The organism is Psychrobacter sp. SZ93C1 (assembly GCF_015864635.1).
Taxonomy (GTDB): domain Bacteria; phylum Pseudomonadota; class Gammaproteobacteria; order Pseudomonadales; family Moraxellaceae; genus Psychrobacter; species Psychrobacter fozii.
On the sequence record NZ_JADYWY010000002.1, the window covers coordinates 100581 to 121832 of the forward strand.

Sequence of the window (21252 nt, forward strand, 5' to 3'; positions counted from 1 at the left end):
ATCTCATTGTGTTCAATATCCATAGTCTGTCCTATATAATTCAGGTACGATGTCAGGAGCGTTCAGTCTACTGTTTGTAGGACTTTCTCTCGCATTTTTTGTATTTGAATTATCTTAAACCGACCATATAGAATTAAAAAAATAAATAGTAAACTTTAAAATCAACATAACCCAATGGTAAAAATTTACCACAGGATAAGACTGCTACTCACAAAACGTTCTTATTCACGTTGTTTTATGCATTGTGCCATACGTACTAGCATTGGCAGAAGGCGCTATCAAGCGAAAGCATGTTTTCTTATGCTCAGGGATATAAAGCAAACGAGTCTGATTGGCCTCACAAAATGCTTGTGATAGGTACAGTCCTAAGCCTGTACCTGCCTGATCTGTAGTAAAGAACGGATTGAATAAATGTTCTAAACTTTCAGTACTTACGCCAGCACCATCGTCTAAAACATCGATTATAACATCGTTGTCGGCACAATAAATCTCGATTTCTACATAAGCATGAGGGTGAGCGTAGCTACTGTAACGTAGACCATTATTGATTAAATTAATCAAAACTTGCTCTAATTGATGAGTGTCGAATGATATGGTAGGTTGCGTTTTTACTCGTAAAAAAATGTCATGTCCTTGAAAATAATTTTCTAAAAATGTTGGCATCCACTCAGCCAATACGATCGATTGTTGACTGGCTGCTTGCTGACGCGACAGTTTTAATACATCTTCTATAATACGATTGACGCGCTTGGTTTGCGCAAATATCATCTTATAAAGCTCATAATTACCGGACAGGTCATCATTTGAGTTACTAACCGCTGTGCTTCCATTTGTGGTATTTCTTTCCTCGATCTCTATCACATCTTCCATTAATAGCTGACTGGCCTGAGAAATAGCCGCTAAAGGATTTCTTATTTCGTGAGCGATACTGGCGGTCAATTGTCCTAGAGATGCCAGCTTTAACTGTTGAGCACTGGCTTGCTCACGGCGTAAATCTTCTAGCATTATTAGCTTGCTACCATCCGTTAGTGGAATGATATGTACGCGTAGCTTACCAAATATAGAAGCATTTGCGACTGCAGGCAGGTCGTACGTAAAGGTGCAAGATTGCCCCGCTGATACTGACAAACAGGCATGCAAGAGCTGCGTATGTTGTTTGCTAAGCTGTTGCTCAAAGTCGGTTAATAGTTCGGTGTAGCTATCATGTCGTGTACTAATATCTGCTTCGTCAGATACGCTTGGCAATGTTATTGATGCATTATAGGGAAGGCTAAGTAATTGATGAGCGGCAAGATTGGCTAATACGACATGCTGTTTGTCGATGACAATGACACCATTAGCCATTTGCGTGATGACTTCTTGATTGATGACATTCAGTCTCGCTACTTCTTTGGCATGACTCGCGGCTACTTTTTCTAGCTGTACTAAGCGATAGGAGATCGACCAACTTAATCCACCAACTGCCAAAAAGCTGGCAGACATGAGTAAAGCATTACCTAAATTGGCCAAATTCATACTATTAGCAATGGCATAAAAAAATTGCTGATAAATGACAAAGATAATAGCAAGTAGCGTAATGATTAGTGCTTGTGAACTGTGTAATAGCATAAAACTCGCTGCGACTACTACCATGTACAGCATGGTTAACTGTAAATCAGGCGCGCCAGCTGTGTAAAGCAACAAGCTTAATATAGTAACGTCTAAGACCAAGCCAAAGGCTAGTTGACGTCGCATCTTTTTGTGTACGACATAAAACAGTCCTAGCAGGATTAAACTCAGTAAAATATAAAAGCTGAGGACGGTTTGTTGCAAAAAGCTTGGTAGAGAGACGATATTGCCAGTCTGAGCAGTGATATACACCATCAACATAGAAAATAGGCCAACGATGAAGCGGTAACTACTATAGATCAGCCCTAATCTGCGTAACTGTATCAGCGGAAGGGTTTCATCTTGATGCAAATAATGCGTAATAGCAGGCTTCATAAATTGACCATGGCAAAGAAAGAAGGGTTAAGTGACTTATGGTTGGATAAGACCGTGGCGAATGGCCAAATGAGTCAATTTAACATCACTATCCACACCGACTTTTTCGTAAATACGATAGCGGTACGTATTGATGGTTTTAACACTGACGAATAGCTGATCGGCTATTTGTTGAGGACTTTGACAGTTAACTACCATCATAGCTACTTGCTTTTCACGGTCACTTAACAATTCAAACGGTGAGTTGGCATTGTCTGATAATAGAACATCGGCCAATTGTTCAGCAACATCTTGACTGAAATAGCGTCCGCCTTGATAGATTTTTTTGACCGCTCTTATCATCTCATCAAGTGGTGTACCTTTAGTGATGTAACCATTGACACCTGCTTTGATGAGCATTGAAGGATAGGGCTGTGCGGACATACTACTGACGGCTAGTATTTTAACGCCTATATCAAGCTGAATTAAGCGTTTGGTTGCTTCGAGACCACCGATATTAGGCATGTTGACATCAAGTAATATCACGTCAGGGCGCAGATGTTTAGCCAGTTTAATAGCCATATCGCCACTATCAGCTTCACCGATGACTTCGATGTCGATACTGTCTGATAACATACGGCTAATACCCATTCTCACCAAATCATGATCATCTACTACCAATACTTTAATCATAACGATACTCTTTATTATTTGTCAGAATGAAGGTGTTGACTGATGTTAAATGACAAGTAGTTTCAAGTCATCTGAACCATTTTTAGTTCTGAAAACATCATATACTGCTAACATATTGTGTCGTTATCGCTGCGCAATATAACGAAATATAAACGGTTGCTTTATGCACGATGAACATATGTTTCTGAAATGTGAAGCATTGTTTCTATAGTATCAAGTGGTTGTAGCGAAATTTGAATTAGGTCAAAATAAACTACTAAATCAGTTTGATAGATTAAACTTAAATGCAATCCATGATACACTAAAAATACAAAAACTCTATATGAGTACTCATAAACACATCCATAAAGGCTACGTACGTTTGTGGCGTCAGGCAGTGTATAACTGGCGTGATAACGACAGCAGGGGGCATAATGAAGCAACTACCATTAACCAAACAGCAATTAATCGCTGCTATGATTTCATTGAGTTTGGGCAGTGCTGCACAAGCCGCACTTACGATTAATGGTAGCGCTGACAACGGTTCTAGTGCCCGCATGAGTTGGGGCGGTGCGGACAGTCTATCTGAAGCACGTAATATCATGTACAAGTCTAACAGCTCTACTATCAAAAAAGTTGATAATGGTTCTGGTACAACGACTTCTAATAGTTTTGGTAGTAGCAGTAATAGTTACAATACCACTTACCGCGGTGCATTCGGTAGTAGTGATATGATTCCTATCAGCACTGACTCTCGTAGTGTCGCTGTCATTGATGCCGAGACTGGCGAGTCTATTTATGAAAAAGATGCTGATGTTGCGCGTCCGATGGCCAGTATTACTAAAGTAATGACTGCCATGGTTGTACTTGATGCTGGTCTCGACATGCGTGAAGAGATTACCCTTGATCCAGAAGATTTCGTCGGTCCTAAGCGTGCAAGCTCGAAGCTAAAGTCTGGCGATCGCATGAATCGTGCTGAAATTTTATTAATGGCATTGATGAAATCAGAAAATCCGGCTGCAAAAAGTCTAGCGCGTAACTATCCAGGTGGTTATAGTGCCTTTATGCGAGCGATGAACCGTAAGGCTCAAGACTTAGGCATGACGACCGCTTTCTTCGGTGACCCAACAGGACTTGATAAGCGCAACGTCGCTTCTCCAAAAGATCTTGTAAAAATGGTACGTGCTGCTGGTAACTACGATGTGATTCGTCGTTTCTCTACCACTAAGAGCTATGACTTTTTTGTCTCAAACTACTCCAGTGGTAACCGTACCTATAAAGCCAATAACACCAGTAGTTTGGTTCGTGATGGCAGTTATCCAATCGGTATCTCAAAAACAGGGTTCATCAACGAAGCGGGTCGTTGCGTAGTAATGGAAACTCGTGTCAATAACCGCCCAGCGATTATCGTGATCTTAGGGGCGAACAGCTCAGCCACGCGTTGGGGTGATGCCAAAAATATTCTTAACAGTTTAGCGACACGTCGTACAGTGTAAGCTTATTGGTTTGGTACTTATAAAAAAGCTGTTATGTGATATAACAGCTTTTTTATTGTGTGAATATTAAGGACACATTGTATGATCCAGTCATCAAATTTTTTAACGCCAAAGCTATACTTGTTGACCAACGACGATGAGTTTTCGCTTCTCTATCAAAAGTTAGAAGCAGCATTAGCAACTGGCTTAATTGCGCTACTACAAATCAGGCGCAAGAAGATACTCGCATTACCCGATGGTGACTCGCAACTATATGATGAGGCGCTACAGATCGTTGATTTGGCCAATGTGTACAAGGTTCCAGTTGTCATAAATGATGATATTGGCTTAGCAGCGAAGCTGGGTGTCGGTGTGCATCTGGGTCAAAAAGATGGCAATGTTAGTGATGCTAAACAGACTTTAGCACCGAATCAGATTATCGGCCGTACTTGTCATCGTGACTCAGCATTAGTTAAAGAAGCAAAAAGTGATGGCGCAAGTTACGCTGCAATGGGTGCAGTCTTTACTTCTACAACTAAACCAAATGCTTATATTGTATCTCATGACCAGCTTGTTACTGGTTGTCAGCAAGGCATAGACATGTGCGTGATAGGTGGTCTAACGGCTGAAAATGTTTCGACTCTAGCGGGGTTGCCTATTAAATATGTCGCGGTAGTAGGCGATATTATGGATTTACCAGTCGCACAAATCGCTGAACGTTGCCACCAATGGCAGCAGGTATTTTCTGAGTGGGAAAAACCTGCTTTATAGTCTATTTATTGAAAATAGAAGCCAAATGCTTATTTAGCATGTTCCATACACAGTGTGGCGTACGGTAGGGCTTCTAAGCGTTGTATTTCGATTGGCTTGCCGCATACCTCACACTCGCCATAAGTACCGTTTTCAATACGGCTTAAGGCATTGTCTACATAAATTAAACTTTGACGAGCTTCGCCCATGAGGTTTTTGCGCATGTCATTTTGACGGTATGAGATGGCTTGGTCGTCCCAGTGCTCATTGAGATCATCTTGTGGGTTTTGAATATGGTCTTCAATTTTATCGATTCGAGTCTCATACTCGTTTTTTAATGTTAAGAGATTCTGTTTGGCAATATCTAAGTTGATGGTCATTATATTCTCCTAATAGTTTATTTTTATTATCCACACTTCTATCGTAGAGATGCTGACGGTTAAGTACCACCACAAAATGTTACTGGGCCTTTAATAAGAGCCAAATAATAAGATTCAAAGAATAACAGTCAATTTTTTGGCAAGTTCCGTATGAGCTTTTGAAAGAAAACTGGTAGAATGCACCGCCGTTAATTTTTGCCTAAACAGATATGTTGATAATCGAATAACAAATATAAAAAATTATCACAAAGGTAAAGCTCAACTCAAGAATATGAAGATCAATATAGACAACAGTTGGTCAACTTCTTTTATAAAAATCATGTCATAACACATGTCATAGCAATAGTAATCGTAAATTAACCAATAGATTGATGCATAGGAGCAGGTAATGAATTTTTTGCGTATGAGTGAGCTGAGCTTGACGGATAAAGTCGTGTTAGTTCGAGAAGATCTAAACGTACCTATCAAAAATGGTAAAGTTACGAGTGCTGCTCGTCTGCAAGCAAGCCTACCTACTATAAAGATGGCACTAGAAAAAGGCGCTGCTGTTATCGTTTGCTCACATCTAGGACGTCCGACTGAAGGCAACCCTGAAGCAATATATTCATTAGCGCCTGTTGCTGACTATTTAAGCGAAAAATTAGCAGCGCCAGTGAGCTTGAATCGTGATTATTTGACGCAAGGTGCTTCTATCAAAGCTGGTGAAGTTGTACTGCTAGAAAACGTGCGTTTCAATGAAGGCGAAAAGAAAAACGATGCCGCTTTAGCAAAAAAATACGCAGATTTATGCGATGTGTTTGTGATGGATGCTTTTGGTACGGCACATCGTGCGCAAGCATCGACAGAAGGTGTTACTCAAGCCATGCGTCAAGCAGGCAAAACAGTTTGTGCAGGCCCTCTATTAGCTGCTGAACTTGATGCACTGAGCCTAGCGCTTGAGACACCAGCTCAGCCGATGTTAGCTATTGTCGGCGGCTCAAAGGTATCAACGAAATTAGAAGTTTTGCACAGTTTGGCAGAAGTATGCACACAGATTATTGTTGGTGGCGGTATTGCCAATACTTTCTTGGCGGCTCAAGGTCATAGTGTTGGTGCGTCATTGTATGAAGCAGATTTAGTAGAGACGGCTCGTGACATCATGAGTAAAACTGAGATTTTATTACCTGAGTACGTCGTAGTCGCTGATAAAAATGATATCGACTTCGCTGACTTTACTGGCTCACTGCAAAAGGCAGCCGCAACGATTAAGTCTGTTGATGCGATTGGTGACGATGACATGATATTGGACATTGCACCAGAGAGCGCAAAGCAGCTTGCCGATGCGATTATCAATGCAAAAACGATCTTGTGGAACGGCCCAGTGGGTGTGTTTGAAGTAGATGCTTTCGGCCAAGGTACGCATATAGTGGCAAATGCTGTTAAAGCCAGCCAAGGCTTTTCAATTGCTGGTGGTGGCGATACATTAGCAGCCATCGATAAATATCAAATTGCTGATGGTGTCAGCTATATGTCAACGGGCGGCGGTGCGTTTTTGGAATTTGTAGAAGGTAAGGTGCTTCCAGCGGTTGCTGCTCTGCAAATTGACGCTTAATTAAGTCGATGTTACCTAGCCGTTTGTTAACATTAGACGTACAACTAGAGCTAAGTATCTCATGTAGGCTATCGACATAATGTGATGGCTATCGCTTTTTTAGTCTGTCTTCAGATCAGTTATAAGCAATAGCCGTTGATTATTAAGTCATTATTATTTATCTATATACTTAAAATTATTATTGCATGTCTCATTTGCACTCTATAAAATAGTGCCACCATGTATTTTGACATGTCTTATTTACGAGAGGTTTATTATGTTAAAACGTCATTTGTTACTTGCTAGCGTACTTGCTGGTACTTTTGCAGTTACTGCATGTAGCCAACAGACAGAAGAAAACGCTGAAGCGACTACTGAGTCTGCTGCTGACGACATTTCTGCTGAAACTGAAGCGACTGCTGCTGACGCTGAAACGGCTGCTCAAGACGCTGGTACTGAAGTTACCGAAGGCGCAGAAACTGCTGGTGCAGCTGCTACAGATGCATTGCAAAACACTGGTGATGCTATCGCTGAAGGTACTAGTACTGTCGTTGAAGGTACTGCTTCTGCGGTATCTGAAGGCGCTACTGCTGTTGCTGAAGGTGCAGACGACATCGCTGTTGACGCTGAGCAACAGTACTAAGTTAAGTAACAAGCTAAGTAATAGGTCGCTTCATTACTGACTTATTGACGCGCTATTGATTGAATAAATCAATAGGTTAGTTACGAACATAGATTTTTGTATTATAAGCCCTCATGATATGTTAGAGAAGCCTTGGTGATTACCAAGGCTTTTTGCATTTTTATGATTAACTTAAATTTTTTATAGAAACCAATACATGAGCTGACTACTTGCAGAATTCGCTAAAATAAAGCATAGACTAAACATATAAACAAATAGTCAGGCAACGACTACGAAGACAGAGCAATTTTTGTTATAATCATCGCGTATTCATTGTCCTGAAATGATTAACGATTATGCTGATTGGCAGTGCTGTTACTGTTATCAAGCAATGCTTTTTGCTAATGGCTTTTAAAGCCATCATTTCAAGAGCTATTTTTAAAATACTATTCAAAACTCAATCAGAGAGCGCTTTATGGCCTTAATATCTTTACGTCAACTTCTAGATCATGCCGCTGAACACAGCTATGGTGTTCCTGCCTTCAACGTCAACAACCTAGAGCAGATGCGTGCAATTATGATGGCTGCAGATGCCTGTGACTCACCTGTTATCGTCCAAGCCAGCGCAGGCGCACGTAGTTATGCAGGGTCAGCATTTTTGCGTCATTTGATTATCGCTGCTATTGAAGAGTGGCCACATATTCCAGTCGTTATGCATCAAGATCATGGCATGTCACCAGCGATTTGCCAACGTTCAATCCAGCTTGGCTTTTCATCAGTGATGATGGACGGCTCGCTTGGCGAAGATGGTAAGACGCCGATGGATTATGATTATAATGCTAGCGTTACTCGTGAAGTCGTTAAGATGGCACATGCTTGCGGTGTGTCTGTAGAAGGCGAAATCGGTTGCTTGGGTAGTCTTGAGACTGGTATGGCAGGCGAAGAAGACGGCTCTGGTGCGGAAGGTGTATTGGATCATGAGCAACTATTGACCAGTGCTGACGAAGCTGAACAGTTCGTGAAAGACACCGACGTCGATGCGCTAGCTATTGCTATCGGTACGAGCCACGGTGCGTATAAATTCACGCGTCCACCTACAGGTGATATCCTGTCTATTGAACGTGTAAAAGAGATTCATGCCCGTATTCCTAACACTCATTTGGTCATGCATGGCTCGTCATCAGTACCGCAAGAGTGGCTAAAAGTCATCAATGAAAATGGTGGTAATATTGGTGAGACTTATGGTGTACCTGTGGAGCAAATCGTTGAAGCGATTAAGCATGGTGTCCGTAAGGTTAATATCGATACAGATTTACGCTTGGCCTCTACAGGTGCTATTCGTAAATTTCTTGCAGAAAACCCGAGCGAGTTTGATCCACGTAAATACTTCAAAGCATCTATGGTCGCAATGTCGGACATCTGTACCAATCGTTTTGAAGCTTTCGGTTCTGCAGGTCAAGCGCATAAAATTCGTCCAACTAGCCTTGAAGGTATGGTGAATTTTTACCAGTAAAATTTGTCTGGTGAAAAGTCGCGAACAATAACATGGCAGCTAATGTTCTTTATACTGATATTCTTTATACGATGGCTTATGTAAGAGGTAGTGAGTGATGATTGGATTGATTACCGGACAAGTGCAATATTTAATGGCACCAACCGCTTGTATCATGACTACCTCTGGTGTTGGTTATGATATTGAACTGCCACTGCCTTCATTTTGTCAGCTACATCTAAATGAGCAGGCAAGTATTTGGACGCATTTCCATGTGCGTGAAGATGCGCAGCTGCTCTATGGCTTCATTGATCGCAAAGAGCGAGATGTTTTTCGTCAGTTGATTAAAATCAATGGCGTTGGGGCAAAAATGGCCTTGGCTATGTTATCAGCGATGTCGGCAGCTGAGCTCAAAATGCACGTTGAGCAGGATTCGGAGACAGCTCTGACTCGTATTCCAGGTATCGGTAAAAAAACTGCGCAACGTTTGCTGATTGAACTAAAAGACAAGCTGAAAAATATTGAAGTGGATAATAGTAATTTAGAATTCGCTATTCAGCCTGCTGAGATTTCTGCCGAAGACAATATCATCGCTGAAGTAGAAGGCGCTTTGATTAGCTTGGGCTATAAAGAAAAAGAAGCCCAGCTAGCCATTAAAGCTGCTAAGAGTAACGGTGATGTCTTTGCAGATACGCAAGGGTTGTTAAAAGCCACGTTACAGCAGCTATCAACGTTTAAGTAATTTTAGCTGCTGTTGCTATTAATAGTTGTATCAGAAAGTATTAAACAAATAAGCGACATTAATTGTCGCTTATTTTCGTTTTGGCAGATAACTTTTGATGTTTTGCATGACTTATAGGTGGCGTTTGGTTATGCTATTTATTACCTAATTTTTTAATATAATGATAAAAACTATGATGCAAGATCGTTTGATTAATCCGCTAGAAGGGGCAGGGGATGCTCCTGATTCCAATATTCGACCAGCACTATTGGCTGAATACATTGGCCAGCCGGTCGTACGTGAGCAGATGGAAGTGTTTATTGGTGCAGCGCGAGGCCGTAAAGAAGCGTTAGATCATACCCTTATTTTTGGCCCGCCAGGTCTAGGTAAAACCACGCTTGCTAATATTATTGCTCGTGAAATGGGCGGTAATTTGCGCTCGACCTCAGGGCCAGTGCTTGAGCGTCCAGGTGATTTGGCAGCCATGCTGACCAATTTAGAGGAGGGTGATGTACTCTTTATTGATGAGATTCATCGATTGAGCTCGGTTATTGAGGAAATATTATATCCAGCAATGGAAGATTTTCAGCTAGATATTATGATTGGTGAAGGGCCTGCTGCTCGTTCTATCAAGCTTGATCTGCCTCCGTTTACCTTGGTCGCAGCGACCACCAGAGCAGGGCTGTTGACGTCACCACTACGTGATCGCTTTGGTATTGTACAACGATTAGAGTTCTATAATATCGCTGACCTAACGACGATTGTCAGTCGAGCAGCACGTTTGATGCGTGTGCCTATGAGTGAGGATGGCGCAGTCGAGATTGCCCGTAGGGCACGTGGTACACCGAGGATAGCCAATCGATTGCTACGCCGTGTTCGTGATTATGCTGAAGTAAGAGGTGATGGCAGTATCAATGGTGCGATTGCAGGCAGTGCGCTAGATATGCTGGCCGTTGATAGACGAGGTCTCGATCATTTAGACAGACGCTATATCGAAATATTACATGAGCGTTTTGATGGAGGGCCTGCTGGTGTTGAAGCGGTGGCCGCAGCCATGGCGGAGGATAGGGGCACGCTTGAAGATGTGATTGAGCCATATTTAATTCAGCAAGGCTATGTGCTGCGTACGGCACGTGGTCGCGTATTGACCCAAATGGCGATTGACCAAATGCTATAGTACTCAGATTCAGTATTTAGCATAAGAAATGCGCCTGCTTCTCATTAAAAGCAGGCGCATTTCTTTGTTTGAGTCTAAAGTTACGAGGCTTTTTCTGAACTAAGTAAATAAAAGATAAAGCTGGTCTTTAAGCTAAAATTCGCCAAACAACTACCAAGACAGCCAGTATATAAAATATAGGTGATAGCCAGACGATGACTTGCGTAGCAATAGCGATAAATATAGCAAACCCCGCCAGTGCCAACCAGTCACGGCGACGGTCATTGAGCATGTCAGCACGAATTTGCTGTATTTCACGTAATTGACTGTCTTGACGTGATCCTTGTGAGGCAAGGCTTTGTAAGCCTTGGTCTAGTAATTTGGGAATATCAGTGGTAGACAGTAAGATCTCGGGTAATTGCTGACGTAGCTGTTGTAAGTTACGCATAGGGTCTAGCTGCTCTTTGATCCAACTGCTTAAAATTGGCTTGGCAAGTGACCAGATATCAAGATCAGGATATAAGTCGCGACCCAATCCTTCGACATGTACCAATGTTTTAAGTAGGAGCATGAGTTGCGGCGGAATGCTCATATGATGACGGCGTGCAATATCTAGAATCTGCATTAAGACACCAGCAAAGTCGATATCATTAATGGATTTTTTTAGCATTGGCCCAACGGTGCGCTTCATATCGCGCATCAAAGCATGCCTGTCAGTATTTGGTGGTATCCAACCTGCTCGGCTTACAATATCAACCATTGCCGTAAAGTTGTCATTCATGACTGCCAGCAGCATACGCGCGACAATAAGTTGATCGTCTTTTGATAAAGTGCCCATGATGGCACAATCTAGACCGATATAACGTGGCTCATGACCTAAATCGACCGCTGCCATACCTGCATGTAGTGTTTGAACTGGCGGCGTCTCTACGAATACATTACCCGGATGCATATCAGCATGAAAGAAGTTATCACGAAATACTTGGGTAAAAAATATCGTCAAGCCTTTTTTGGCCAGTGCCGCACGGTCATAACCAAGTTGGTCAAAAACCTCAACCTGCGAGATGGGAACGCCTTGAATACGCTCCATCACCATCACATTTTTGGCAGCATCATAAACTTCAGGTACATACATCAACGCTGAACCCAAGAAGTTATTGCGCATTTGGGTAGTATTGTCTGCTTCAAGGGTTAAATCTAGCTCGTTAAGCATGACTTGCCGATAGTCTTCGACAATATCAATAATATGTACAGCACGTGCCGCTTCGATGCGAGCAGACGCCCAGTTGGCTAACTCACGTAGTAGCTCAAAGTCAGCAACAATGGTGGTACGGATATCGGGACGAACCACCTTTACGACGACTTCACGGCCATCATGTAGGGCAGCAGTATGAACTTGAGCGATAGAAGCGGCGGCCAGTGGTTTGATGTCAAAGCGTGCAAACAAGGTTTGGATGGATTGTCCAAGACCGTTTTTATTATCTTGAATTTGTGCAATAGCAATCTCAGCATCAAACGGTTTGACCTTGTCTTGTAGCTGAACCAGTTGCTCAATAATCTCAGGTGGCACTAAATCACGACGCGTAGAGAGCAGCTGTCCAAGTTTTAAAAACAGCGTGCCCATATCTTCAAGCGCATATTTAATCGCATTTGGTTGATGTTTTTTACCCCAAGCAGCTGGATGCATACGGATTAGACGTGCTAAAGGTTGCAGCTGCGGTGCGTCTTCGACCGAAAAATAGGTATCAATGCGATACGTAGCGGCAATACGCCAAAGCTCAAATAAACGGGCGCGATGAGATAATAGCATGTGATATATGTACTCTAAATAAAGTCAGAAATAGGGTAGGCGTAGTGCTTTTCTATTGATGAAATGAGTTATTAAGGAAGCGTACTTGTTCATCCTTGACAGCTGCGAGTTTGGCCTCTTCACGTTCGACATCAGCACGTAGCTTTAGGAGTTGTTGCTTGAGGTCATTTACTTCTGCCGTCTCAGCAGGATTAGGAGCGCTATTACTAGCTACGTCATTTGCCCAATCACTGACATCGTTAAAAGCTCGCTTAGCACCATGACGCCAGCTACCTTTGAGCTGCGAGATAAGCAGATGCAACTGACTCGCCATTGGTTTACCAATGAATGGCTCAAGTTGTCCGGCAACATCAGGATCAAAGCCTGCGACTAACTGTTTGAGCTGCATTAGCACTTTATAGTCACCAGCGATAGGTAGATTACCTTCAGTGCCACGCATCAGGTTGAGCAGTTGAGCAGGGTTTTCTACGGTAATGGTACAGTCTGGTTGACTGTGACCCAGACGTGCCCGTTCCATACTGGCTTTTTGGCGTTCATTCATCTGACCACTTGGCTCAAATACGCTATCGGTCGTGACAGGTTCAAAGCGTAAACGCTCATTAGTAAACAGCACATCTAGATTGATTTCAGGCATGCCCATATTCAGTCTTAACACTTTTCCAGCAAGTGGTGCTAGACCTGCTTTGGTAATCTCATCACTAGCAATGGCAAGGTTGATCAGCTTTTCTGCACTAGCTAATAGGAGGACAGTCAGCATAAGGCTCTCGCATCGTTAAATAAGCGCCTCTGCATTAGCTGCATCAGCGCATAGTATGGTCGTGTTAGGCTCAATAAGGTCTTACTAATCGTACTTTATCGTTATGCTTTAAAGCCACGATGTACAGCAACGATACCAGCAGTTAAATTATGATAATCACAATTTTCAAAGCCCGCTTGTTGCATCATTTGTTTCAGCGTTTGCTGATCAGGGTGCATGCGAATCGATTCTGCTAAATACTTATAGCTTTCTGAATCGTTGGCGATGATTTTACCCATTAATGGTAGTGCGGTAAAAGAGTATAGGTCATACGCTTTTGATAATGGCTCAAAGACAGGTTTTGAAAACTCTAGTATCAACAAACGACCGCCCGGCTTCAACACGCGGTACATGGCTTTTAACGCGGCATCTTTGTCTGTGACATTACGCAGACCAAAGCTAATGGTCACTAAGTCAAAGCTTTCATCATCAAAAGGCGCAAGTGTCTCAGCATTGGCCAATACGAAATCAACATTATTACAGCCCGCATTGATCAGACGCTCACGACCTACTTCTAACATGGCCGCGTTGATATCAGATAATACTACGTGACCATTTCTACCGACTTCACGGCTAAAGACTTTGGCCAAATCCCCAGTACCGCCCGCGATATCAAGCACATGCTGGCCTGAACGCACACCTGATAGGCTTATTGCATAACGCTTCCATAGACGATGGATACCGAAAGACATTAGGTCATTCATAATGTCGTATTTTTTGGCGACAGAGGTAAAGACATCAGCCACGCGCGCCTGCTTTTCTGCTTTGTTGACTGTTTTATAACCAAAATGTGTTTCTTCTTCGCCATCAGTATCAGAGGTATGTGGATTGTTGATGTCATCACGCTGATTAAAAAGCGTTTGTTTGGCGGCTTCTATCTTTGCAGAGACACTTTCTACTTTGCTATGGGTGTTATCGATGGTGTCATTGGTTGGCATAGTGGTTTGTTGGCCTTGTGGTGTTCCAGTCGGTAAGTCTTGGACTTGGGTGAAGTCATTGCTTTTTACACTATTACTGTGTGTTTTCACATTGGCTGTTGGCAGAGTCTCTACGTTAGCAGTTTGTGCTGCTAGGACTTGGGCTGTGATGCTTTGATTGTTGGCGATACTATCTTTTACCAGCTGATCTTGTAAATGACCGTTGGTTGTCGTTGGTTGGTTGAGATGCGTATTTTTATTATTTGCAGTATCGGTCATGGTGTTGTCCTATCATTCATTTTATGATTTTATTTCTAAGAGATATAAGATGGCGGTGACTCAGGTGTATTATGTATCCTATGATACACCAAACGTCATTGGCTTACCGCCATTATCCGTGTCATGGACTTGGTCAATAATTATCAGCTCACGCTCACAAAAAGGCTCGATAAAATCACTCACGCTTTTGAGCGGCTTCATGGCTTTAAATCCTGTATCAATAAAGTCGTAAAGTGGTTGGAAATTGTAGCGATACGCAGTGCCTTTCGCTAGGGCAAAGGCTTTTTTGAGCATAAACGAGTTTAAGTGTTTGTCAGTACGGTAGCAAACCTCTTTCAGGTTGCGAATCTGTACTCGGCGCTCATCAGCTTCATCGACAGCACGATATGCAGCAAGCATATTGTCTTCGTTGACTGGTAACGCTTCAGCAAGCAACCACTGCGCCAAATGCAAATCTAGTTCAATCGCTAAAATTGCCGCTTGGATACCCATGCTACCTGCTTCTAACGCAGACTCTTTAGCTAGGCGCTCAAGTTTTTGAGCTTTGGGTAGAATGCGTGCTAACTGCTTAGCCAGTAATTTGAACTCGTCACCACCATATAATTGCGTCAGAAAATAATCTGCCATCAGCTGGTTTTTTGGCTGTTCAAAGAGGTCGCTGTGCGTGTGTTTAATCCGCGTTTGTTGCCATGACTGTACGTCTTTGAGCCTGGCATCTAATGCCAAATCCTCATGATAGGGCAGCGCCCAAAAACGTGTCAAATGCTGTTGTAAATCGGCTAAAGCGGCCATAGTACGTAAACCTACAAATAAGTAAAAGTGGTAAAAAATATAATCAAACTGATAATTTATACTTAGTGTCTTACACTGATAGACAGTTATTAAACCATGTATCCAAGATTGTGTTCACAATAAAAGAAAATAAAGTAGAATACAAATGTCAAACTGTTACATAGCATCGTTATTTACTCGATTAATCGAATGCTATGATTAAAAAAATGCGTTTTAAATCATAGGATGATTTTGGTTATGAGTAAAAAAAGTAATACGACTGAACCAACCGCACCAGAGTCAGTCAGTGCGCAATTTAGTGAGCAGGTTGTCGATCAGCGTCTGACACCCAATCCCCTCAGTCAGTTTTCTATGGATACAGATTCGCTGAGACTGGCCTTGGTTACCGCTCAATACGCTCTACGAGCTACGCGGCAGCAAACACCGCCCACTCTCAATAAGCCAACAGGTTTATTAGTATTAGTCAATGGGATGGAGCAGGCAGGTAAAGGCACGGCGGTTAAGCAGCTGCGAGAATGGGTTGATCCTAGGTTGCTTAAAGTTGAGGCTACGATAGGTTCTCGTCCATTGGCGTCTCAGCCTATTTGGCAAGCACATACCCACATGATGCCACGTCATGGTGACGTGATGGTGTATTTCGGGAACTGGTACGCCGATTTGCTCTACAATGCTATGCGAATGGCGACATTAGACAGTGATAATGAACAGTCAAAAAGCAAGCAGTCAAAAAGTAAAAGTTTGAAAGGTGAAAAATCGCTGCCTATCGCTAAATGGCAAGTATATCTAGAGCAGCAACTCATCAAGCTACAAGCCTTTGAACAAGATCTCGTTGCTAACCAAACTAGACTATTAAAGTGCTGGTTTCATGTCGATATCGAAACCCTACAATCACGGCTGAACGACAAAGAAGCTGATCCACATTTTTTATATCAAATTGACTGGAATAGTCAAAAGGTTATCGAAAAATTCAATGAAGTGGCCGCAGCCTTACTACGACAGCAAGATGACTGGATCATTATCGATGGTGATGATAAATCACAAGCGGCCGATCACTTTTGTCATGAAGTGCTACATGCGATGCAAACGGCACTAGTGAGTAGTAAAGCAAGCTCGACTGAGACGGCTAAAAAGCAAACCTCATCCGATAAATCAGAATCTAATGACCAGACAAAAACAGCGCTAGAGTTAGAAGCGTTTAAATCAGTAAAAATACCGAAGCAATTAAAGCGCATCGTTGATGTAGACATAGATAAGTCTGACTACCGAAAAGCATTGGCAGAGAAGCAAGCGCGTTTTGCTGAATTGCTACGCGCGCGCAATGGTCGGCATGTGGTATTTGCCTTTGAAGGCATGGATGCGGCTGGCAAAGGTGGGGCAATTAAAAGGTTGGTCGCGTCGCTCGATCCACGTGAGTATCAAGTTTATAACATTAGCGCGCCAATGCTGTATGAGCTGCAACATCCTTACTTATGGCGCTTTTGGACGAGACTGCCTAATGAGCAAACCGATCATATCAGTCGTGTCGCCATATTTGATCGGACTTGGTATGGGCGTGTACTGGTTGAGCGTATCGAAGGGTTTGCAACGCGTGATGAGTGGCAGCGCGCTTATGGTGAGATCAATCGTTTTGAAGCGGACCTAGTCAGCGCAGGCACGATAGTTATTAAGTACTGGCTCGCAATTGACAAAAAAGAGCAGCTTAAACGTTTTGAAGAGCGTCAAGAGACACCTCACAAACAATTCAAACTAACGGATGATGATTGGCGGAACCGTGATAAATGGTCTGATTATGTGCAATCTGCCGCTGATATGTTGGCGTACACAGATACCAAAAATGCCCCTTGGTGTGTCATCGCTACTAATGAAAAGCGCCAAGCACGATTGGACGTGCTAGATCATGCTATTGAGCAGTTATCATCAGCATATGATAGCTAGTACTTGTTTTTATACTTGGTTAACTTGTATCACTTTTAAATTGAATCGACTATAGTCAGCCATAAATAATAGAGTTGTATCGCTCAAATACTGGCAGTTACAAATCTCGCAATATCATCATGCATTATGCGCTCATATTTAATATAATAGAGCGCGTAACAGCGTCTGCTAACTAACAATTTTAATTTAGCAAATAGCGCGTTTGGGTTATTTAATACAGATACCTTAATAATTACGACAGAAATTGTTACAATAGCCGCTAGTAGCACCACAAATATCACTATGAAATATCTAAGCCGCAAGATGCTGTAATCAGACGATTTGGCAATATAACTTGCGGCTTTGTGACATGTTGAGGGATGCGTTCTTCGCCTTGGCCATAGTTAGTTTAAGACCATTTAAAAGCATGTTGCGTGTTTCATGTATGCTACGCCATAAGATGCCACAACAAGCCTTATGAGTAGCAGCGCAATGTTATCAACCTCATATAATTTCAATCAGCTTACGCAGGACGTATTAACGTATGGGTATTAGTAGCAGTTCTACAGAGTCAGTCAAAACCGTTGGCTCGATGAGAATAAATCTATTTTTTGGCATTTTATTGGTTGCAATGACCAGCTACTTTTTGTGGTGGGGTCTAGATTACACGATGCGTCAGCAAACGACGCTCTTTATTGTGGCGACTGCCTTTGGTGTCTTTATGGCATTCAATATCGGTGGTAACGATGTCGCCAACTCCTTTGGTACTTCAGTGGGTGCAGGGACGTTGACTATCCCGCAAGCATTGGGTATCGCCGCGATATTTGAAGTGTCAGGTGCTGTGCTGGCAGGTGGTGAAGTAACCGATACGATTCGAAGCGGCATTGTCGATCTAGATGGCCTCTCAGTCGCGCCGAACCAGTTTATTTATGTCATGCTCTCAGCACTTATTGCTGCTGCATTTTGGCTGTTATTTGCGACCAAAAAAGGTCTGCCAGTTTCGACCACACACGCGATTATCGGCGGCGTGGTTGGTAGCTCCATTGTATTAGGTATCACCTTAGGTGGTACTGAAATGGCGTTATCAACTGTGAATTGGGGTAAGATTGGTACTATCGCCATCTCTTGGGTTCTATCACCGTTACTAGGCGGCGTTTTGTCCTATCTGCTATATGGACAGATCAAGAAAAATATCATTGAATATAATGACAAAACAGAAGCCTATATTGCGACGCTAAAAGGCAATAAAAAAACCTTAAAGCAAAATCATAAAGAATATCTGGACGGTCTGACAGAGTCTGAGCAGTTGGCTTATACCTCAGCTATGTTACGCGATCAAGAAATCTATAAAGATGATGATTGTGTCGTTGAAGACTTAGAAACGGATTATTACAAAGAGCTGTATGAGATTGAAAACGAACGCAGCAACCTCGATACGCTAAAAGCACTGAAGCAATGGGTACCTATAATTGCGGCTATGGGCGGTGCAGTCATGGCCTCTCTGGTTGTCTTTAAAGGTCTAAAGAACGTCAATAATGGTATGACGACGTTGCAAGGCTTTTTAATCATGGGGATGATTGCAGCGCTAGTATGGTTGGCTACCTATATTTATACCAAAAGCATCCGTGGTAAGCATAAAGAAGACTTGACCAAAGCCACGTTTATTATGTTTAGCTGGATGCAGGTCTTTACTGCCTCAGCGTTTGCTTTTAGTCATGGCTCGAACGATATTGCCAATGCGGTTGGTCCTTTCGCTGCCATTATGGATGTGATTCGTACCAATAGCATCTCGACTGAAGCGGCAGTACCACCTGCGGTCATGTTGACCTTTGGTGTGGCATTGATTGTGGGTCTTTGGTTCATCGGTAAAGAAGTGATTCAGACGGTCGGTACCAATCTGGCGAAGATGCATCCAGCTTCTGGGTTCTCAGCTGAGTTGGCTGCTGCTGCTGTCGTGATGGGTGCGTCAACGATGGGTCTGCCTGTATCGAGCACGCATACCTTGGTAGGTGCAGTACTGGGCATCGGTATCGTCAATAGAGATACCAATTGGAAGCTTATGAAGCCTATTGGCTTGGCATGGGTTATTACTCTTCCTGCGGCAGCTTCAATGTCTGCAATTAGCTATCTGATATTGGTAAATATCTTCTAGGACTAATGCTATAGAGTTCACCAATAAAGCCTATCTTAGCATCATAAAAAACGCTTATCAGCATCATGCCGATAAGCATTTTTTTATGTCAAATACAGGTTTAATCAGTGCCAAACTGTTGGCGTTTTTTAGCAAAGAAGCGATCTAAGCGATCCATTGCATCTTCTAATTCATGTAGATTGGGTAGGAATACTAAGCGAAAATGATCTGGTCTGTCCCAGTTAAATCCCGTACCTTGTACCATTAAGACATTTTCTTCAGTTAATAAATCCATCATGAAATCCATGTCATCCGTGATAGGGTAAACGTCAGGATCTATCTTTGGAAAACAATAAAATGCGCCTTGAGGCATGGTGCACGAAATACCTTTAATAGCATTGAGACGTGTTACAGCCATTTCACGCTGTTTATACAAACGACCTGTTTTGGAAGTAAGGTCTTTCATACTTTGGTGGCCACCCATCGCTGTCTGAATGGCATACTGCCCCTGAACATTAGAACACAAGCGCATGGATGCGAGCATATCCAATCCTTCGATAAAGTCTGTTGCGTGTTGCTTGCGACCAGAGACCATCATCCAGCCTGCACGAAATCCAGCGATACGGTGCGACTTTGATAAGCCATTATATGAAAGGACCAGCACATCGTCAGTCAGCGTACTCATTGGCGTATGTACGGTGTCATCATAAAGAATACGATCGTAAATCTCATCGGCCATAATAATTAGATCGTGCTCTTTAGCGACGTCGATAATTTGTAATAGCAGCTCATCGCTATAAAGCGCACCGGTGGGGTTATTAGGGTTGATAACCACGATGCCCTTTGTTTTACTGGTAATCTTAGACTTGATGTCTTCGATATCAGGGTGCCAGTTGTCTTCTTCGTTACAACGATAGTGCACTGCCGTACCACCAGACAGATTGGCTGCTGCTGTCCATAGCGGGTAGTCGGGCATTGGAATCAGCACTTCATCGCCATCATTCATTAGTGCTTGCATGGTCATGACAATCAGCTCAGATACGCCATTACCCAAATAAACATCACGGACATCAACGGCTGATAACAATCCTTTTGATTGATAATATTGCAATACTGCTTTACGTGCAGAAAAAATCCCTTGAGAGTCTGAATATCCTGTCGCTTCTGCTAAGTTCATAGCCACATCACGTAAAATCTCATGCGGCGCTTCTAGACCGAACGGTGCTGGATTGCCGACATTGAGTTTTAATATGCGCTTGCCTTCCGCTTCCATTCTATTTGCGGTCTGTAGTAGGGGACCACGAATGTCGTAACAGACATTTTGTAATTTATCAGATTTTTTGATTGTATTCATAGAGTGACCACTCTTAGGATTGTGTTGTGAGTTTTTTTGAGCGCTAGAGGTTGTAGAGACTGTTTTCGATTGATTTTGGTCTGTATGGTTGGGCTGCATCTCTACAGGTAAAGAAGCAGGTGAATCGCTATTCTTGCCCAAACCACCATTTATGAATTTTGTCGTCGCACTGGCCTCATTTTGAAGCTCACCACGTAACAAATAGCCTTCGCTACAGCCTAGGATGCGTGCTAACGTCGGCAGTTTAGACGAGACAATACCGTTCGTACCACGCTCCCAGTTAGAGATAGCGCCACGACTGACCTTCGCGCCTGCTGCCGTCATCGCTTGTGCCAATTGTTCAGCGGTAAAGCCTTTATCGCGACGCAGCTGCACAAGTCGCTCAGCTTGTGTACTTTTATTCTTATCACTAGCCATAATAAGTTAAGCCTGTGTTCATCAATAGGTTGTAATAAATGA

17 protein-coding genes are annotated in these 21252 nt (G+C 42.8%); 9 read left to right on the forward strand and 8 right to left on the reverse strand.

Annotated features, from left to right (window positions below; all coding sequences use genetic code 11):
- Nucleotides 1-225 precede the first annotated feature (225 nt).
- Together I6E83_RS03350 and I6E83_RS03355 are read right to left on the reverse strand one after the other, a co-directional pair.
- Nucleotides 226-1983 (reverse strand): sensor histidine kinase, encoded by a 1758-nt coding sequence (locus tag I6E83_RS03350; RefSeq protein ID WP_197099976.1) that lies wholly within the window; start codon nucleotides 1981-1983, stop codon nucleotides 226-228.
- Between the two features lie 36 nt (nucleotides 1984-2019).
- Entirely contained in the window at nucleotides 2020-2655 is a 636-nt protein-coding gene (locus tag I6E83_RS03355; protein ID WP_110922621.1) for a response regulator, read from the reverse strand.
- A 413-nt stretch (nucleotides 2656-3068) separates the two neighbouring features.
- Here I6E83_RS03355 and I6E83_RS03360 point away from each other — a divergent pair, with 413 nt between their 5' ends.
- Together I6E83_RS03360 and I6E83_RS03365 are read left to right on the forward strand one after the other, a co-directional pair.
- Nucleotides 3069-4130 (forward strand): serine hydrolase, encoded by a 1062-nt coding sequence (locus I6E83_RS03360; RefSeq protein WP_197099977.1) that lies wholly within the window; start codon nucleotides 3069-3071, stop codon nucleotides 4128-4130.
- A gap of 81 nt (nucleotides 4131-4211) precedes the next feature.
- The gene (locus tag I6E83_RS03365) at nucleotides 4212-4880 is read left to right on the forward strand and encodes a thiamine phosphate synthase (protein WP_197099978.1); all 669 of its coding nucleotides are present in this window, start codon (nucleotides 4212-4214) and stop codon (nucleotides 4878-4880) included.
- Between the two features lie 29 nt (nucleotides 4881-4909).
- On the opposite strand, the gene I6E83_RS03370 is transcribed toward I6E83_RS03365, so the two are convergent.
- On the reverse strand, nucleotides 4910-5239 hold the full coding sequence (locus tag I6E83_RS03370) for a TraR/DksA C4-type zinc finger protein (RefSeq protein WP_197099979.1): 330 nt from the start codon (nucleotides 5237-5239) through the stop codon (nucleotides 4910-4912).
- A 388-nt stretch (nucleotides 5240-5627) separates the two neighbouring features.
- Between I6E83_RS03370 and I6E83_RS03375 the strand changes: the two genes are divergently transcribed.
- From I6E83_RS03375 to ruvB, 5 genes are all read left to right on the forward strand, one after another.
- On the forward strand, nucleotides 5628-6830 hold the full coding sequence (locus I6E83_RS03375; RefSeq protein WP_110922625.1) for a phosphoglycerate kinase: 1203 nt from the start codon (nucleotides 5628-5630) through the stop codon (nucleotides 6828-6830).
- 256 nt (nucleotides 6831-7086) lie between these two features.
- The gene (locus tag I6E83_RS03380) at nucleotides 7087-7452 is read left to right on the forward strand and encodes a hypothetical protein (protein ID WP_197099980.1); all 366 of its coding nucleotides are present in this window, start codon (nucleotides 7087-7089) and stop codon (nucleotides 7450-7452) included.
- Between the two features lie 454 nt (nucleotides 7453-7906).
- Complete coding sequence (gene fba / locus I6E83_RS03385) at nucleotides 7907-8944, forward strand: class II fructose-bisphosphate aldolase (RefSeq protein WP_197099981.1); 1038 nt, start codon at nucleotides 7907-7909, stop codon at nucleotides 8942-8944.
- A gap of 97 nt (nucleotides 8945-9041) precedes the next feature.
- Complete coding sequence (gene ruvA / locus I6E83_RS03390) at nucleotides 9042-9665, forward strand: Holliday junction branch migration protein RuvA (RefSeq protein WP_197099982.1); 624 nt, start codon at nucleotides 9042-9044, stop codon at nucleotides 9663-9665.
- Between the two features lie 175 nt (nucleotides 9666-9840).
- Nucleotides 9841-10821, forward strand: a complete 981-nt coding sequence (gene ruvB / locus I6E83_RS03395; protein WP_110922844.1) for a Holliday junction branch migration DNA helicase RuvB — start codon at nucleotides 9841-9843, stop codon at nucleotides 10819-10821.
- Between the two features lie 127 nt (nucleotides 10822-10948).
- Here the strand turns inward: ruvB and I6E83_RS03400 are convergent, their stop codons facing one another.
- The 4 genes from I6E83_RS03400 to I6E83_RS03415 all read right to left on the reverse strand — a co-directional run bounded on the left by I6E83_RS03400 (nucleotide 10949) and on the right by I6E83_RS03415 (nucleotide 15394).
- On the reverse strand, nucleotides 10949-12610 hold the full coding sequence (locus tag I6E83_RS03400; RefSeq protein WP_197099983.1) for an ABC1 kinase family protein: 1662 nt from the start codon (nucleotides 12608-12610) through the stop codon (nucleotides 10949-10951).
- Between the two features lie 52 nt (nucleotides 12611-12662).
- On the reverse strand, nucleotides 12663-13367 hold the full coding sequence (locus tag I6E83_RS03405) for an SCP2 domain-containing protein (RefSeq protein WP_197099984.1): 705 nt from the start codon (nucleotides 13365-13367) through the stop codon (nucleotides 12663-12665).
- A gap of 101 nt (nucleotides 13368-13468) precedes the next feature.
- Nucleotides 13469-14284, reverse strand: coding sequence for a bifunctional demethylmenaquinone methyltransferase/2-methoxy-6-polyprenyl-1,4-benzoquinol methylase UbiE (ubiE, locus tag I6E83_RS03410; RefSeq protein WP_413787047.1), 816 nt, complete (start codon nucleotides 14282-14284; stop codon nucleotides 13469-13471).
- Nucleotides 14285-14680: 396 nt separating this feature from the next.
- Nucleotides 14681-15394 (reverse strand): FFLEELY motif protein, encoded by a 714-nt coding sequence (locus tag I6E83_RS03415; RefSeq protein ID WP_197099985.1) that lies wholly within the window; start codon nucleotides 15392-15394, stop codon nucleotides 14681-14683.
- Nucleotides 15395-15631: 237 nt separating this feature from the next.
- Here I6E83_RS03415 and I6E83_RS03420 point away from each other — a divergent pair, with 237 nt between their 5' ends.
- Together I6E83_RS03420 and I6E83_RS03425 are read left to right on the forward strand one after the other, a co-directional pair.
- Nucleotides 15632-17329, forward strand: a complete 1698-nt coding sequence (locus I6E83_RS03420; RefSeq protein WP_197099986.1) for an ATPase — start codon at nucleotides 15632-15634, stop codon at nucleotides 17327-17329.
- Between the two features lie 523 nt (nucleotides 17330-17852).
- On the forward strand, nucleotides 17853-19460 hold the full coding sequence (locus I6E83_RS03425; protein ID WP_110922634.1) for an inorganic phosphate transporter: 1608 nt from the start codon (nucleotides 17853-17855) through the stop codon (nucleotides 19458-19460).
- A gap of 100 nt (nucleotides 19461-19560) precedes the next feature.
- Here the strand turns inward: I6E83_RS03425 and I6E83_RS03430 are convergent, their stop codons facing one another.
- Complete coding sequence (locus I6E83_RS03430; RefSeq protein WP_320158377.1) at nucleotides 19561-21210, reverse strand: aminotransferase class I/II-fold pyridoxal phosphate-dependent enzyme; 1650 nt, start codon at nucleotides 21208-21210, stop codon at nucleotides 19561-19563.
- Between the last annotated feature and the right edge of the window lie 42 nt (nucleotides 21211-21252).

What these genes read in the sequence shown, in the direction of transcription:
- I6E83_RS03350 (WP_197099976.1), bottom strand. Translation starts at nt 1,983, where the DNA reads ATGAAGCCTGCTATTACGCATTATTTGCATCAAGATGAAACCCTTCCG.
- I6E83_RS03355 (WP_110922621.1), bottom strand. Translation starts at nt 2,655, where the DNA reads ATGATTAAAGTATTGGTAGTAGATGATCATGATTTGGTGAGAATGGGT.
- I6E83_RS03360 (WP_197099977.1), top strand. Translation starts at nt 3,069, where the DNA reads ATGAAGCAACTACCATTAACCAAACAGCAATTAATCGCTGCTATGATT.
- I6E83_RS03365 (WP_197099978.1), top strand. Translation starts at nt 4,212, where the DNA reads ATGATCCAGTCATCAAATTTTTTAACGCCAAAGCTATACTTGTTGACC.
- I6E83_RS03370 (WP_197099979.1), bottom strand. Translation starts at nt 5,239, where the DNA reads ATGACCATCAACTTAGATATTGCCAAACAGAATCTCTTAACATTAAAA.
- I6E83_RS03375 (WP_110922625.1), top strand. Translation starts at nt 5,628, where the DNA reads ATGAATTTTTTGCGTATGAGTGAGCTGAGCTTGACGGATAAAGTCGTG.
- I6E83_RS03380 (WP_197099980.1), top strand. Translation starts at nt 7,087, where the DNA reads ATGTTAAAACGTCATTTGTTACTTGCTAGCGTACTTGCTGGTACTTTT.
- fba (WP_197099981.1), top strand. Translation starts at nt 7,907, where the DNA reads ATGGCCTTAATATCTTTACGTCAACTTCTAGATCATGCCGCTGAACAC.
- ruvA (WP_197099982.1), top strand. Translation starts at nt 9,042, where the DNA reads ATGATTGGATTGATTACCGGACAAGTGCAATATTTAATGGCACCAACC.
- ruvB (WP_110922844.1), top strand. Translation starts at nt 9,841, where the DNA reads ATGCAAGATCGTTTGATTAATCCGCTAGAAGGGGCAGGGGATGCTCCT.
- I6E83_RS03400 (WP_197099983.1), bottom strand. Translation starts at nt 12,610, where the DNA reads ATGCTATTATCTCATCGCGCCCGTTTATTTGAGCTTTGGCGTATTGCC.
- I6E83_RS03405 (WP_197099984.1), bottom strand. Translation starts at nt 13,367, where the DNA reads ATGCTGACTGTCCTCCTATTAGCTAGTGCAGAAAAGCTGATCAACCTT.
- I6E83_RS03415 (WP_197099985.1), bottom strand. Translation starts at nt 15,394, where the DNA reads ATGGCCGCTTTAGCCGATTTACAACAGCATTTGACACGTTTTTGGGCG.
- I6E83_RS03420 (WP_197099986.1), top strand. Translation starts at nt 15,632, where the DNA reads ATGAGTAAAAAAAGTAATACGACTGAACCAACCGCACCAGAGTCAGTC.
- I6E83_RS03425 (WP_110922634.1), top strand. Translation starts at nt 17,853, where the DNA reads ATGGGTATTAGTAGCAGTTCTACAGAGTCAGTCAAAACCGTTGGCTCG.
- I6E83_RS03430 (WP_320158377.1), bottom strand. Translation starts at nt 21,210, where the DNA reads ATGGCTAGTGATAAGAATAAAAGTACACAAGCTGAGCGACTTGTGCAG.